Origin of the sequence: Klebsiella sp. P1CD1 (genome assembly GCF_003790505.1) — a bacterium.
GTDB lineage: Bacteria > Pseudomonadota > Gammaproteobacteria > Enterobacterales > Enterobacteriaceae > Klebsiella > Klebsiella variicola.
In genome coordinates this window covers 1,712,440-1,727,412 of sequence record NZ_CP033631.1, presented here as the reverse complement: position 1 = coordinate 1,727,412, position 14,973 = coordinate 1,712,440, and the positions used below count along the sequence as shown (strand labels likewise).

Here is a 14,973-nt window from a genome sequence, read left to right as displayed (position 1 = left end):
GAGGTACTGCACACTTTTGCTGAAGCCTTTGCTATCGACCACCGCAAACGTCAGCTTTTTGCTGAATCTTATATTTTGAAACGCCTTTTTAATTATTCGTGCCATACTACTGTTTATTTTCAGCCAGCAGGCGTAAACTCCGCGCCGTCTCCTGAAACTACAGAAAACCGAACATGCAAAACCGTAGCGCCGCTCTTCCCCGACGCGGGTTCGATGTAACCTCTTCCGCATTCTTAATCGTCGCCTTTCTGACAGGCATTGCCGGGGCGTTGCAAACCCCAACCCTGAGCCTCTTTTTGACCAACGAAGTGCACGTCCGCCCGGCGATGGTCGGCTTCTTTTTTACCGGTAGCGCCGTCATTGGCATTCTGGTCAGCCAGTTTCTCGCCGGCCGCTCCGACCGCCGGGGCGATCGCAAACAGCTGATTGTCGTCTGCTGCCTGCTGGGGGTGCTGGCCTGCCTGCTGTTTGCCTGGAACCGGAACTACTTCATTTTGCTGTTTATCGGCGTCTTCCTCAGTAGCTTTGGCTCGACCGCCAACCCGCAGATGTTCGCCCTCGCGCGCGAGCACGCCGACAAGACCGGTCGCGAAGCGGTGATGTTCAGCTCCATTTTGCGCGCCCAGGTCTCCCTGGCATGGGTGATTGGTCCCCCGCTGGCCTACGCCCTGGCGATGGGGTTTGGTTTTACTGCGATGTATCTCAGCGCTGCGGCGGCGTTTATCGTCTGCGGGATCATGGTCTGGCTGTTCTTACCCAGCATGCATAAAGCGGCGGCGGTGGCGACGGGCCGGCTGGAAGCCCCGCGCACGCACCGCCGCGATGCGCTGCTGCTGTTTAGCATCTGCACGCTGATGTGGGGCACCAACAGCCTGTACATCATTAATATGCCGCTGTTTATCATTAATGAGCTGCATCTGCCGGAGAAGCTGGCCGGGCTGATGATGGGCACCGCGGCCGGACTGGAAATTCCTACCATGCTGATTGCCGGTTATTATGCCCGGCGCTTTGGTAAACGCTTTCTGATGCGCCTTTCGGCAGTGGCCGGTGTGTTGTTTTACGTGGGCATGTTGACGGTGCATACTCCGGCGCTGCTGCTGGCGATGCAGGTGCTGAACGCCGTCTATATCGGGATCCTCGCCGGGATCGGCATGCTCTATTTCCAGGATCTGATGCCGGGGCAAGCGGGCGCGGCCACTACCCTCTACACCAATACCACCCGCGTTGGCTGGATTATCGCCGGTTCACTGGCGGGGGTCGTGGCGGAAATTTGGAGCTATCACGCGGTGTTCTGGATAGCGCTGGTCATGGGTATCACCGCTCAGGTCTGCCTGTGGCGGATCAGGGACGTGTAGGCAAAACGGCCCGGCCTCGACCGGGCCATCCTGATTAATGATCCAGATAGAGGTAATGCAGCCAGCTGGTCATCCGCAGCAGGACTTTGCGCATAATCGACACATGGGCAAAATAATCGGTATAAACCGCCGCCTGCGCACTGACCCCGTCCGGTAAATGTTCCACTTCCGGGTGGGGATCGAGGTCGATCAGCACATAGATGCCCTCTTTTCCTGCCCCGGCGCTCAGCCCCTGCAGCGCACCGCTGGCCTGATAGCTGCCATCCGGGATCGCCGGCAGCACCCGCGATACCTTACCGCTATAGACGCTGCCCGGCAGACCATTAAACACCACCTCCGCGCTATCCCCGGCCGTCAGACGCAGAACCGAGTTCTGGCGGAATACCGCCACCACCTGGCGCTTTTGCTGGGGAATAAACACCAGCACCGGCTTGAAGGGCAGACGTACCGCGGTCATCCCCGGCCGCGCCAATAGCTGGGTAACGTAGCCATCGCTCGGCGCACGAACCACAGTTTGCGCCAGATTATACTCCGCCTCGAGGATCTGCGATTTCAGACTGGCAATGTTGGCATCAAGCCCGTTATAGCGGCCAGACACCTGCTCTCTGGCGTTTTGTAATTGCGCTTTCGCCGCCTGCAATACCGCCGTCTGGATCTGCACCTGCTGCCTGGCGTGAGTCACATCCTGTTCCGAGAAAGGATTGACCGGCATGGCCGCTCCCTGGGCATAACGCTGGTAGTCACGGGTAACGCGATCGTACTCGGCCTGCGCCTGCTGCACTCTGGCGCTGGCATCGTCAATGGTCGCCTGCTTCGCCCGCAGCGTCGCCTCCTCGGCCGCCAGATCGGCCTGCAGTTTGTTCAACCGCGCGCGGTAGCGGGTGTCATCGATGCGGAACAGCAGTTCGCCCTTCTTCATTAACACATTGGTTTTACTAGTGACCTCAACCACCTCGCCTGAGACCTGAGGCACCATCGGAATAGAAACAACAACTTTTTGCGCCCGCAGCGTATAGGGATGGTTATAGTTCATCGTTAATATTAACGCGCCTACGACCACTATTCCGCCTAATATGGCAGTGGGTATTGTCCATTTATTTACTGGAATGCGAAATATCTTAAAAACGCCCCAGGCGATGGCGACATAGCAAAGGATAATTAACAGATCCATATTATTTATCTTTATTCCCCGCTGACGCCTGCTGGCTGTTTTTTAACGCCGCTTCGAGTAATGCGATACGTTGCTCCAGTTCCTTGCGTTGCAGACTATCCTCGGTCTGCGAAGCCATCCCCCACCCGCGGTCAGGGCGGTACAAGGTGGCCCAGATCCACAGAAAAGGCCAGATAGCATGCAGGGTAAACAGGCTTATCCAGCCCGCCACATGAATCGCGTCCTGATGGGGGTGCTGCCGTTTTTGCGCGATATGATAGGGAATATCGTGGATAATAATCACTCCATAAAATAATATGAGAAAAACCAGTATTAATACAAACAAAGCAAAATAATTAAGCAGCATGGTGCATATACACTCAGTAAGCCAGCGGGAAGATCGTTATTTTTAATGACGTCGAGGACCACAAAAGAAGCGATAAAACGCACAATTTTCCTTAAATAACGGACTGTTCAACGCAAAGGCCATCATACGTTTAGCTGATCAATAAATCACATGGCAATTCCGCCAAACTGGTATATCATTTTTGATATACCAAAGATATCAGGCAGCGATAAGATGTTGAAAGACTTTAAAATGGATGAGCTGAGGATCATCTGCGCTATCGCCGAAACCGCCAGCGTCAGCCGGGCGGCCCAGCGCCTGAATATGCCCCAGTCTAACGTTTCGCGGACGCTGACCAGCGTGGAGCGGAAAGTCGGTTTGGCCATATTCCTGCGCACCGCCAGAGAGCTGGTGCGCACCGAGTTCGGCGAGCAGTTTATCCATGCCAGTCGCGCGGTTCTCGAACAGCATGAGCAGCTTATCAACCTCGCCGACCGTTATAAGAACACGCTGCAGGGCGTGGTCACCCTTGGGGCGCCCATCGGTATCCATCAATTTCTCGGGCGCTATATTCTGCCGGCGCTGAGGAAAACCCTGCCGGAGCTGCAGATCAATCTGGTCACCCGCAACGCCAGCGAGCGGGAACAGAAATACGGCGCCATCTTCAATAGCGACTGCGATCTGCTGATAAGCCCCTTTAAGCCGCAGAATGAAAATCTCATCGCCCGCCCCTTTACCCGCTTTCGCACCGGCGTCTTCGCCTCTCCGGACTATCTGGCGCAACATCCTATCGCCGAGCCGGAGGCGCTGGTGGATCATGAGTGCATTACCCTGCGCATGTTGGGCGGCAGCGACAATGTCTGGACCTTCAAAAGCAAAAACGGCGAACCGCTTAATCTCACGGTAAAGGGGGGATTCGTTTGCGATAACACACTACCGGCGGTGGAGCTGGCGAAGCTGGGGATGGGGATCGTCTATGCGCCCTACTATTCACTCGCCACCGAGCTGGCGGCGGGACAGCTGGTTCCCTGTCTGAAAAAGGAGCGCTGTATCGACCTGCAGGCCTGGCTTATCTTCCAGCGGCGGGACATTCTCCCCCTGCGCGTACAGGCGCTACTCGACGGCCTCAGCGCCCATATCAAAAACCTGTCTCATCTGCTGCTTTAAGCTCAGGGCGCGGTGGCCAGCTCAAGATCCAGCAGCCAGGTGATGGCGTCATCGCGGTGGGTGAAGCACATCTCGGGCGAGGGCTGCAGGCTGGCGCACACCTTCGGGCGCAGAGGGGAGCCGAAAATCAGGCACAAGTTGTGCTCGGAAAGCTGAATACAGCGGGTATTGGCGGGCTTGCCCTGCGGCATGCCGGGTATTGGCGATGATATAGAGGGAGCGATGCAACATGCGCCACAATCGGTACGACATTCCACAACCCAGCTCCCAAACGCTCATTTTGTGCCACAGCCTAAACGTTTTGCCAGAAGATAGCAAAACTCGCGAATTCCGCTTGCCTGAAGGCGCGGGCGCGAGTAGTTTTACGCGATATTTTTGACTCGTTAAGTGACAGGATTACTGCAATGCCAAGAGCGAATGAAATTAAAAAAGGTATGGTGCTGAATTACAACGGCAAGCTGCTGATTGTGAAAAATATTGATATTCAGTCACCCAGCGCCCGTGGTGCTGCGACACTGTATAAAATGCGCTTCTCCGATGTGCGTACCGGCCTGAAAGTGGAAGAGCGCTTCAAAGGTGACGATATCGTCGATACCGTGACCCTGACCCGCCGTTTCGTTGACTTCTCCTATGTCGATGGCAACGAATACGTGTTCATGGATAAAGAAGACTATACCCCTTACACCTTTACCAAAGAGCAGATCGAAGAAGAGCTGCAGTTTATTCCGGAAGGCGGGATGCCGGATATGCAGGTGCTGACCTGGGACGGCCAGCTGCTGGCCCTGGAGCTGCCGCAGACTGTTGACCTGGAAATTATCGAAACCGCGCCGGGTATTAAAGGGGCGTCCGCCAGCTCCCGCACCAAGCCAGCCACCATGAGCACCGGCCTGGTGATTCAGGTGCCGGAATACCTGACTACCGGTGAGAAAATTCGCATTCATATCGAAGAGTGCCGCTATATGGGCCGCGCGGATTAATCCTCTGTGACGCCCCGACAGTAAAAAGGGACAGCCGCTGGCTGTCCCTTTTATTTGGCGACGGTATGCCCCGGTGCCGGGTAATATTCATTCAACACGGTTCCCGTATTTGTGCCGGATGGCGGCTGACGCCTTATCCGGCCTACGTACGACCTGTCGTTAATTTATTCACTATTCTTGCTGAAACTGCCGGTGCTGGCGGCCTCAACATCGCTGAGACGTTCCCGGAAGGCCGGGGCAGCCCGCATGGATGCGGGCTGAGGGCCGTGTTTTGCACGGACGCTGCCTCGGCCCGACCCGAAGCCTGCAGGGATAAGTCGAAGGTACCACGAAGTGGCGATTTTGCTGGCCGGAGCCCGGGGGTACAGGGGGCGGCGGCGACTGGCCGCCCCCTGTGCGCTCCCTGCACCATGAGTAACATAACGCAGAAGAAATATCGGGAGCGCAATCTGCCCGGAAATAACAGAGAACACAGGTTTTTCCAGGGTCGACACTGTTGCAAACCGATCACCGTATCTACCCCATTGCGCCGTTATTTTGTCGGGTGGCGCTTCACTTACCCGACCAGGCTGACGCCCCGACAGTAAAAAGGGACAGCCGCTGGCTGTCCCTTTTATTATCCCTGTTACCGCGATTACAGCAGTTCAGGGTATTTGGTCATTTTCAGCGCCAGCTCGACGCCACGCACTTCCGCCATCCCCTTGAGACGGCCAATCGCCGAATAGCCTGGGTTGGTTTTCTTGCGCAGATCGTCAAGCATCTGATGACCATGATCCGGACGGAATGGGATCGGGCGCAGATCGCCAGCCTGTTTACGCCGCTGCTCTTCACGCAGAATCGCATCCACCACCGCCACCATATTGACGTCGCCGCTAAGGTGCGCCGCCTCGTGGAAGGTTTTCGGGTTCGCTTCACGACAGGTAGATCGCAGATGGGTGAAATGGATGCGATCGCCAAAGGTCTCCACCATCTTCACCAGATCGTTATCGGCGCGGACGCCATACGATCCCGTACACATGGTGAAGCCATTATTGATGCTGTCCACTGTCTCTTTCAGCCACTGCATATCTTCGATGGTCGACACGATACGCGGCAGGCCAAGGATCGGCCGCGGCGGATCGTCCGGATGCACCGCCAGGCGGATGCCTACCTCTTCGCACACCGGCACGATAGCCCGCAGGAAGTAGGCCATATTCTCGCGCAGCTGCGCTTTATCGATGTGGTCATATTCCGCCAGGCGCGCGCGGAACTGGTCAAGAGTGTAACCCTCTTCCGCCCCCGGCAGGCCGGCGATGATATTGCGGGTCAGTTTCTCGATGTCCGCTTCGCTCATCGCCTTGAAATAAACCTCAGCCTGACGCTGCTCTTCTTCGCTGTAATCTCCTTCCGCGCCCGGGCGTTTGAGGATATGCAGTTCAAAGGCGGCGAAGGCGATCTGATCGAAACGCAGCGCCCGGGAACCGTCCGGCAGCTCATATTCCAGATCGGTGCGCGTCCAGTCGAGGATCGGCATAAAGTTGTAGCATACGGTATCGATGCCGCAGGCCGCGAGGTTGCGGATGCTCTGCTGATAGTTGGCAATCCAGGTCGCATACTCCCCGCTGTGGGTTTTAATATCCTCATGCACCGGAATGCTTTCGACGACCGACCAGGTCAGCCCTTTTGCCGCTAACAGCGCCTGACGCGCTTTAATCTCCTCTACCGGCCAGACCTGACCGTTTGCAATATGGTGCAGCGCAGTCACGACGCCGGTCGCCCCTGCCTGCCGTACATCATCAAGCGATACCGGATCGTTCGGCCCATACCACCGCCAGGTTTGTTCCATCGCTATGCCCTCACAAAAGTTGTTATACCAATAATGGCGACACTCATGACGACTACCATACATGTTTCTCCTCAGGCTGCAAACAGTGCCGGCGCATTGATTGATCCAGCTCACAGTCAGCGGATAATTTCGGCTTACCAATTTAATTTCCTGTCATATAACTTTAGACTGGCATTGTTAATAAGCAGTTAAACAGGTGTGTAAAGAATGACAACAATTGCAACCGCTACGCTACCGGAAAACGTGCAACGTCCTCAGTACGATCGCAGCCAGCTCCGCTCGCGTATTGTCCATTTCGGCTTTGGCGCGTTTCATCGCGCGCACCAGGCGCTGCTGACCGATCGCGTGCTGAATAACGTCGGCGGCGACTGGGGGATCTGCGAAATCAGTCTGTTCAGCGGCGATACGCTGATGAGCCAGCTTCGCGAACAGGACCATCTGTTTACCGTGCTGGAAAAAGGCGCCGACGGTAACCAGCCCATCGTGATCGGCGCGGTGCACGAATGCCTGAACGCCAGGCTCGATTCGCTGGTGGCAATTATCGAAAAATTTTGCGAGCCGCAGGTGGCGATTGTCTCGCTGACCATCACCGAAAAAGGCTATTGCATCGATCCGGCGACCGGCAAGCTGGATCCGACGCATCCGCGTATCGTTCACGATCTGGAAAATCCGACGCTACCGCAGTCGGCTCCCGGTATTTTAGTGGAAGCGCTGGCCCGCCGCCGGGAACGGGGCCTGCCGCCCTTTACCGTGCTCTCCTGCGATAACATTCCCGACAACGGCCACGTGGTGAAAAATGCCGTCCTCGGTATGGCGGAAAAACGCAGCCCGGCGCTGGCGAACTGGATCGCCGATAATGTCAGCTTCCCGGGCACCATGGTGGATCGCATTGTTCCTGCGGCCACCGCCGAGTCGCTGGCGGAAATCGCCGCCGTGCTGGGGGTCGACGATCCCTGCGCCATCAGCTGCGAACCCTTCATTCAGTGGGTGGTCGAAGACCACTTCGTCACCGGACGACCGGCCTGGGAGACGGCCGGCGTGCAGATGACCGACGACGTGCTGCCCTGGGAGCAAATGAAGCTGCGGATGCTCAACGGCAGCCACTCTTTTCTCGCCTGGCTTGGCTATCTGGCAGGTCATGCGCACGTCAGCGACTGCATGCAGGATAACGTTTTCCGCCGCGCCGCTCGCCAGCTGATGCTTGACGAACAGGCTCCGACGCTGACCATTACCGGCGTCGATCTCGAGGCCTATGCCGACAGCCTCATCGACCGCTTCAGTAATCCGGCGCTCAAACACCGCACCTGGCAAATCGCCATGGACGGCAGCCAGAAACTGCCCCAGCGCATGCTCGACGGCATCCGCGTACATCTTGAGCGCGGCAGCCGCTGGCCGCTGCTGGCCCTCGGCGTTGCCGGCTGGATGCGCTACGTCAGTGGTACGGACGACGCGGGTCAGACGATCGACGTGCGCGATCCGCTGGTCGACAAGATCCAGCAGCGGGTGGCGCAGAGCGATGAGCAGCAGCGCGTCGATGCGCTACTGGGTCTGGAGGAAATATTTGGCCGCGACCTGCCGCACAACGCGCAGTTTGTCGCCGGGATCCGCGCCGCCTGGCAGCAACTGGCGACGCACGGTGCCCGCGAGGCCGTGGCCCGCGCGCTAAATTCTTAACAATATTTGCGCTTATGCGGACAGAAACTTCTTCTGTCCGCCTCAGGACTTCTCTTTTCCCCCTTTTTTCGTCAGGATAGGCGTAACTGTTACAACATTACATTTATCCTGGAGAAAAGAGTGACCAGAACCAATTTGATCACCGGCTTTCTCGGCAGCGGTAAGACGACCTCAATTCTTCATCTGCTGGCGCAGAAGCCTGCGGATGAAAAATGGGCCGTACTGGTGAATGAGTTTGGCGAAGTCGGGATAGACGGCGCGCTGCTGGCCGACAGCGGCGCCCTGCTCAAAGAGATCCCCGGCGGCTGCATGTGCTGCGTTAACGGCCTGCCGATGCAGGTTGGGCTGAATACCCTGCTGCGCCAGGGTAAACCCGATCGCCTGCTGATCGAACCCACCGGCCTTGGCCACCCGAAGCAGATCCTCGATATCCTCACCGCAGCGGTGTATGAACCCTGGATCGATCTACGCGCTACGGTGTGTATCCTCGATCCCCGTCAGCTGCTGGATGAAAAAGTCGTCAATAACGACAATTTCCGCGATCAGCTGGCCGCGGCGGACATCATTGTGGCCAATAAAAACGATCGGGAAACGCCCGAAAGCGCCCACGCCTTGGCCGACTGGTGGCAGCGCTGGGGCGGCGATCGTCGCAAGGTGTCGACAACCCAGGGTAATATCGACCTCGCCCTGCTCGATGAGCCGCGCCGCAACACCGCCCCGTTGCCGGCGAGCGCGGAGCATGTTCACCACTCTCGCCCGACCAGCGGTCTCGCCGCACTCAGCCTGCCCGAGCACCAGCGCTGGCGCCGCCACCTCAACAGCGGCCAGGGCTATCAGGCCTGCGGCTGGATATTCGACGCGGAAACGGTCTTTGAGACCATCGGCCTGCTCGAATGGGCACGGCTGGCGCCCGTGGCGCGCGTCAAAGGCGTGATGCGCATTGCCGAAGGGGCCGTGAGGATCAACCGCCAGGGCGAGGATTGGCATATCGAGACTCTGAGCGTCCCCCCACCCGATAGCCGAATAGAGCTTATCTCGGCGAACGAAGCCGACTGGAACGCGCTCCAGACCTCACTGTTGAGGCTTCGTTTAAGTTGAGGCGGCTAAGGTTGCCGCCGACTGTCACAAAATCGCAATGGCTATGATGAAAAACCGAATTCCTTTAATTCTGCTGCTTAACATCGCGGGTGTGGCGCTATTTTGCTCCTGGTATCTGCCGGTCAACCACGGCGCCTGGTCGCCGGTCGACTCCGCGATCTTCCATTTCTTTAACCATGGCGTCAGCGTCAGCCACGCCTATGCCTGGCTGCTGGCGATCATCAACAATCGCGCCTTCGACGCCTGTTCGCTGCTGGCGATGGGCTGCCTGATGCTCCGCTACTGGCTTAAAGCGCCGCCAGCAGGCCGTCGCCAGATTGCCATCATGGGCCTGGTGATGCTGCTGGCCGCGGTGATCATTAACCAGCTGGCGCAGCACCTGATGCCGGTACAGCGCGCCAGCCCGTCGCTGTTTTTCCACGATGTCACCCGCGTCAGCGATGTCGTCAATTTCCCCACCAAAGACGCCTCCAAGGACAGCTTCCCTGGCGATCATGGGATGATGCTGCTGATCTTCGCGAGCTTTATGTGGCGCTATTTCGGCCGCCGCGCGCTAACCGTGGCGCTGGTGATATTTGTGGTCTTTGCTTTCCCGCGCGTCATGATTGGCGCTCACTGGTTCAGCGATATTGCCGTCGGCTCCCTGACCGCCGTGCTGATTGGCGCGCCGTGGGTATTGATGACACCGCTGAGCGATAAATTGATCGCCCTTTTCGATCGCTCTCTGCCCGGCGGAATATCGGCCAAATAATGTCGTGGTCGCCGTCTGGCGTCATTATCTATAAGGGGACCTTTTGGGTCCCCTTTTTCAATTGCGCTTTTTTTCAACATGATGTTCATCTTCTTGTCACATTAATCCCGTGACAAATGAAGGAATTGTCTGTTTTTTACCCGATACTGGCGCTATTTTGTCCTTTCCCAATGATTCACTTTTTGTCACCAAAATACTTATAAGAAATCGCGCAAAACCGCTCGCCATGCGGCGTTTGATAGGGTAATCTCGTTCTCGTTTTGCCTTTTCCGCAACATTAATTCAGAGCATGAATAAATTTGTGCGTGACTGCACAAATTTAAGCTTAAGGAATTGTCTCATTGCGGATGGGTATTTAGGCTCTAACACGTTTGGCATTTTTTATAACGACATTGTCGTTAAGGACAACAAGGGAAAATAAACAGCATGGTCAAATCTCAGCCGATTTTGAGATACATCTTGCGGGTAGCCCCCGCGATTGCAGTAGCGGTTCTGCTTTCCGCGTGTAGTTCAACAAGTACCGCCAGGAATATGCATTCTGAGACGCATGCTGTGGGTAGTGGCGATTTATCATCACTGCAAGCCTCTCAGGATGAATTTGAAACGATGGTCCGTAACCTGGACGTGAAGTCCCGTTTAATGGATCAGTATGCCAGTTGGAAAGGCGTGCGTTACCGCCTCGGCGGCAGCACCCGTAAAGGTATCGACTGCTCAGCGTTTGTGCAGCGCACCTTCCGCGAACAATTTGGTCTGGAACTGCCGCGTTCAACCTCTGAACAGCAGGAAACCGGAAAATCGATTTCCCGTACCCAGCTGCGTACTGGCGATCTGGTTCTGTTCCGCGCCGGCTCTACCGGCCGCCACGTCGGGATCTATCTCGGCAACAACCAGTTCGTTCACGCCTCTACCAGCAGCGGGGTGACCATCTCCAGCATGGATGAACCGTACTGGAAAAAGCGCTACAACGAAGCGCGTCGAGTTCTGAGCCGCTCGTAAACTGTCCTCTACCGCCGCCGGTTATCCCTTGGCTGGAGGCGGGATAAAAAAACACTGCCCCGGCAGTGTTTTTTTTTGCCACCTGATTCTGAACGCCGCAAAATAAGCTATGTCTTTTAAGTGGGAATGAGAAAAACGACGACCGACAAACCGTTGATGCGATTCAATAACACGGAAAGACTATAGCTATGCTTACTCGCTACTTTTCACCCCAGCGTAAAATCTGGTTAACCAGCCTGTGCGTGGGGATTATCGTCGCGCTGCTGGCCGGCTGCATTCAGTTTATGGTGATTTACCATAACCGGGCAGAGCGTTTCGACGCCATTATCAACAACGTTGACACTTACCTGAAAAGCTATTTTCACGATCTCCGTGAGACCATTGATGGCCTGCAGCCGCTGGTGGATCAGCCCTGCGAGAATATCGACTCCGGACTCACCTCCCATGCCGCTTTCAGCCCCAACGTTCGCGCGTTTCTGCTGGTTAAAAACGGCGTCGTCTTTTGCTCCTCGGCGACAGGGGCCATGAATACGCCCCTTACTCAGCTTATCCCGGCGATCGATATTCGCAAACCCGTTGATATGGCGATTTTGCCGGGTACGCCGATGATGCCGAAAAGCGCAGCGCTGGCGTTATGGGTCAGCAAACCCGATGATGCAAACAGCGGCATTTTCGTATCGATCAACGCCAATCTCACGCCGTACATCCTCTATTCCGCACGACAAAATGATTTCAGCGGTATTGCGCTGGCCATCGGTCACACCGCCATCTCCACCTTCAGTAATCGGCTGGTGGATCCGCAAACCCTGCATAACGAACCGATCCGCCAGGTACAGATCGACGGTTTACCGCTGAAGGTCTACCTGTATGCCAACAGCTGGCTGGCGGAAAATACACAGTTTGCCCTGTTGCTCGGGGTAGTGTGCGGCCTGCTGGCGGGGTTGCTCTGTTATTACGTGCTGACGATCAAATCCGATCCGCGAAAATCGATACTGCTGGGGATCAAAAATAACCAGTTCCACGTCGTCTATCAGCCGGTCGTGAATGCCCAGACCCTGCGTATCAGCGGCGTGGAGGTGCTCATGCGCTGGCGCCATCCGGTGGTGGGTGAAATCCCGCCCGACGTCTTTATTAATCTGGCGGAAACCCAGCAGATGATCGTGCCGCTGACCCATCACCTGCTGGCGCTGATCGCCAGCGATGGTCAAGTGCTTAAACGGATCCTGCCGCGCGGCGTCAAGCTGGGGCTGAATATTTCCCCTGCCCATCTGCAGGCTGACAGCTTCCGCGACGATATGCTGCGCTTTGCCGCCGCGCTGCCCGCCGACCATTTTCACGTGGTGCTGGAGGTGACCGAGCGGGCCATGATTGATAAAGAAAAATCGATCGCTAACTTCGCCTGGCTCCACCAGCAGGGTTTTGAAATCGCGATAGATGATTTTGGTACCGGGCATAGCGCGCTGATTTATCTCGAACGCTATAACTTCGATTATCTGAAGATCGATCGCGGCTTTGTGCAGGCGATTGGCACCGAAACCGTGACCTCGCCGGTGCTGGATGCGGTACTGACCCTCAGCCGCCGGCTGAAATTAATGACCGTCGCTGAAGGAGTGGAGACCCAGGAACAGGCGGAGTGGCTTCGTGCCCAGGGCGTCAATTTCCTGCAAGGGTACTGGATAAGCCGTCCGCTATCGCTGGAGGCGCTGGTCGCCGCGCATGATGAACCTGCGAATTATTTCACAACGCGCTAAGTCTCACATATGATGCGGGAACAGAGGTCGGCTATGGGGGCCGACCGTGACAAGGTATTCTGCCGCCTATGTATGCGCGCCTCTTTTTAATTCTGCTTGCTCTGTTTAGCCTTAGCGCTAAGGCGCAAACAATAAAAGAAAGCGTCGCCTTTGCGATTATCGGTGAACCCAAATACGCAGCCAGCTTCAGCCATTTTGATTATGTCAATCCTGAGGCGCCGAAAGGCGGCACCCTCACCCTGGCGGCGATCGGCACCTTTGATAACTTCAACCGCTACGCACTGCGCGGCAATCCCGCCGTGCGCACTGAGGCGCTCTACGATACCCTGTTCACCACCTCGGATGATGAGCCCGGCAGCTACTACCCGCTGATTGCCGAGCGGGCGCGCTATGCCGAGGACTATTCCTGGATGGAGATCGCTCTCAACCCGCACGCCCGCTTCCATGACGGCACGCCAATCACCGCCCAGGACGTTGCATTTACCTTCAACAAGTTTATGACCGAAGGGGTGCCACAGTTCCGCTTGTTTTATAAAGGCACCACCGTTAAGGCCATCGCCCCGTTGACCGTACGAATCGACCTCGGCCAGCCCGGCAAAGAGAACATGCTGAGTCTGCTGAGCCTGCCGGTGATGCCTGAGTCGTTCTGGCGCCAGCACAAACTCAGCGACCCGCTGTCGAAGCCGCCGCTGGCCAGCGGGCCATACCGCATCAGCGCCTGGCGAATGGGGCAATACATTACTTATTCACGCGTCGCCGACTACTGGGCGGCCGACCTGCCGGTCAACCGGGGTCGCTGGAATTTCGATACGCTGCGCTATGACTATTATCTCGACGACAATGTCGCTTTCGAAGCCTTTAAAGCGGGAGCCGTCGATCGCCGGGAAGAGACCGTCGCCAAAAACTGGGCTACCCGCTACGTCGGTCGCAACTTCAGCCGCGGCTACATTATTAAAGATGAGCATACAAATACCTCGGCGCAGGATACCCAGTGGCTGGCGTTCAATATTCAGCGCCCGGTTTTTGCCGATCGCCGGGTGCGGGAGGCCATTACCCTGGCGTTCGATTTTGAATGGATGAACAAGGCGCTGTTTTACAGCGCCTATCAGCGCGCCAACAGCTATTTCCAGAACACCGAATATGCCGCCCGCAGCCTGCCCGACGCCGCCGAGCTGGCCCTGCTGACGCCGATGAAAAACGAACTGCCCCCGGAGGTCTTCAGCCAGGTTTACCAGCCGCCGGTCTCCCGTGGCGATGGCTTCGACCGCGACAACTTACTCAAAGCCGACGCCCTGCTCAATGCGGCGGGTTGGACGGTAAAAAACCAGCGCCGGGTCAACGCCGCCACCGGCAAGCCGCTGCGCTTTGAACTGCTGATGCCAGCCGGTGGCAATGACCGCTGGGTGCTGCCGTTTCAGCACAACCTGCAGCGCCTGGGGATCGTCATGGATATTCGTCAGGTTGATAACTCGCAGTACAGCAACCGTCGCCGCAGCCGTGATTACGACATGATGCCGAGCCTGTGGCGTGCCATGCCCTGGCCCGGCACCGACCTGCAAATCTCCTGGGCCTCAGACTATATTCACTCCAGCTATAACGCACCGGGGGTGCAAAGCCCGGTAGTGGATAAGCTGATTGCGCAGATCCTGCAGTGGCAGGGCAATAAGCAGAAACTGATCCCCCTCGGTCGGGCGCTGGACCGCGTGCTCACCTGGAATAACTACATGCTGCCGATGTGGTATATGGCGCAGGACCGCACCGCGTGGTGGAATAAGTTCTCTTTCCCCGAGACCCGCCCCATTTATTCCTCCGGGCTCGATACCTGGTGGTACGACGTGAACAAAGCGGCCACCCTCCCCGCGGACAGACGTTAAGGACATCCC

Annotated in this window: 13 protein-coding genes; 9 read left to right on the top strand and 4 right to left on the bottom strand. The window is 56.8% G+C overall.

Annotated features, from left to right (window positions below):
- The first annotated feature begins 173 nt into the window (after positions 1-173).
- On the top strand, positions 174-1,355 hold the full coding sequence (gene setB, locus DTA24_RS08810; protein WP_008804017.1) for a sugar efflux transporter SetB: 1,182 nt from the start codon (positions 174-176) through the stop codon (positions 1,353-1,355).
- Between the two features lie 34 nt (positions 1,356-1,389).
- Here the strand turns inward: setB and DTA24_RS08805 are convergent, their stop codons facing one another.
- Together DTA24_RS08805 and DTA24_RS08800 are read right to left on the bottom strand one after the other, a co-directional pair.
- The gene (locus tag DTA24_RS08805) at positions 1,390-2,526 is read right to left on the bottom strand and encodes an HlyD family secretion protein (RefSeq protein ID WP_123836730.1); all 1,137 of its coding nucleotides are present in this window, start codon (positions 2,524-2,526) and stop codon (positions 1,390-1,392) included.
- A gap of 1 nt (position 2,527) precedes the next feature.
- A complete protein-coding gene (locus DTA24_RS08800; protein ID WP_008804015.1) occupies positions 2,528-2,872 on the bottom strand; it encodes a DUF3302 domain-containing protein in 345 nt (114 codons plus the stop codon).
- A gap of 213 nt (positions 2,873-3,085) precedes the next feature.
- On the opposite strand from DTA24_RS08800, the gene DTA24_RS08795 reads away from it, so the two are divergent.
- Positions 3,086-4,018 carry a LysR family transcriptional regulator gene (locus DTA24_RS08795; protein ID WP_012541024.1) on the top strand — a complete coding sequence of 311 codons (933 nt, stop codon included), beginning with the start codon at positions 3,086-3,088 and terminating at the stop codon, positions 4,016-4,018.
- A gap of 2 nt (positions 4,019-4,020) precedes the next feature.
- Here DTA24_RS08795 and DTA24_RS08790 read toward each other — a convergent pair whose 3' ends face one another.
- Entirely contained in the window at positions 4,021-4,275 is a 255-nt protein-coding gene (locus tag DTA24_RS08790) for a YkgJ family cysteine cluster protein (protein ID WP_008804013.1), read from the bottom strand.
- A 147-nt stretch (positions 4,276-4,422) separates the two neighbouring features.
- On the opposite strand from DTA24_RS08790, the gene yeiP reads away from it, so the two are divergent.
- The gene (yeiP, locus tag DTA24_RS08785; protein ID WP_002912951.1) at positions 4,423-4,995 is read left to right on the top strand and encodes an elongation factor P-like protein YeiP; all 573 of its coding nucleotides are present in this window, start codon (positions 4,423-4,425) and stop codon (positions 4,993-4,995) included.
- A gap of 634 nt (positions 4,996-5,629) precedes the next feature.
- Here the strand turns inward: yeiP and uxuA are convergent.
- Positions 5,630-6,820, bottom strand: coding sequence for a mannonate dehydratase (gene uxuA / locus DTA24_RS08775; RefSeq protein ID WP_008804012.1), 1,191 nt, complete (start codon positions 6,818-6,820; stop codon positions 5,630-5,632).
- 207 nt (positions 6,821-7,027) lie between these two features.
- Here uxuA and DTA24_RS08770 point away from each other — a divergent pair, with 207 nt between their 5' ends.
- The 6 genes from DTA24_RS08770 (at position 7,028) to DTA24_RS08745 (ending at position 14,964) form a co-directional block, all read left to right on the top strand.
- Complete coding sequence (locus DTA24_RS08770) at positions 7,028-8,494, top strand: mannitol dehydrogenase family protein (RefSeq protein ID WP_117114773.1); 1,467 nt, start codon at positions 7,028-7,030, stop codon at positions 8,492-8,494.
- A 120-nt stretch (positions 8,495-8,614) separates the two neighbouring features.
- Positions 8,615-9,592 (top strand): CobW family GTP-binding protein, encoded by a 978-nt coding sequence (locus DTA24_RS08765; RefSeq protein WP_008804010.1) that lies wholly within the window; start codon positions 8,615-8,617, stop codon positions 9,590-9,592.
- A gap of 37 nt (positions 9,593-9,629) precedes the next feature.
- Complete coding sequence (locus DTA24_RS08760; RefSeq protein WP_008804009.1) at positions 9,630-10,343, top strand: phosphatase PAP2 family protein; 714 nt, start codon at positions 9,630-9,632, stop codon at positions 10,341-10,343.
- 426 nt (positions 10,344-10,769) lie between these two features.
- Positions 10,770-11,339, top strand: coding sequence for a bifunctional murein DD-endopeptidase/murein LD-carboxypeptidase (gene mepS / locus DTA24_RS08755; RefSeq protein ID WP_004201653.1), 570 nt, complete (start codon positions 10,770-10,772; stop codon positions 11,337-11,339).
- 188 nt (positions 11,340-11,527) lie between these two features.
- Positions 11,528-13,090: a cyclic di-GMP phosphodiesterase gene (locus DTA24_RS08750; RefSeq protein WP_123836729.1), complete on the top strand. Its 1,563-nt coding sequence runs from the start codon at positions 11,528-11,530 to the stop codon at positions 13,088-13,090.
- A 68-nt stretch (positions 13,091-13,158) separates the two neighbouring features.
- Positions 13,159-14,964 carry an extracellular solute-binding protein gene (locus DTA24_RS08745; RefSeq protein ID WP_012541018.1) on the top strand — a complete coding sequence of 602 codons (1,806 nt, stop codon included), beginning with the start codon at positions 13,159-13,161 and terminating at the stop codon, positions 14,962-14,964.
- Positions 14,965-14,973: the final 9 nt, after the last annotated feature.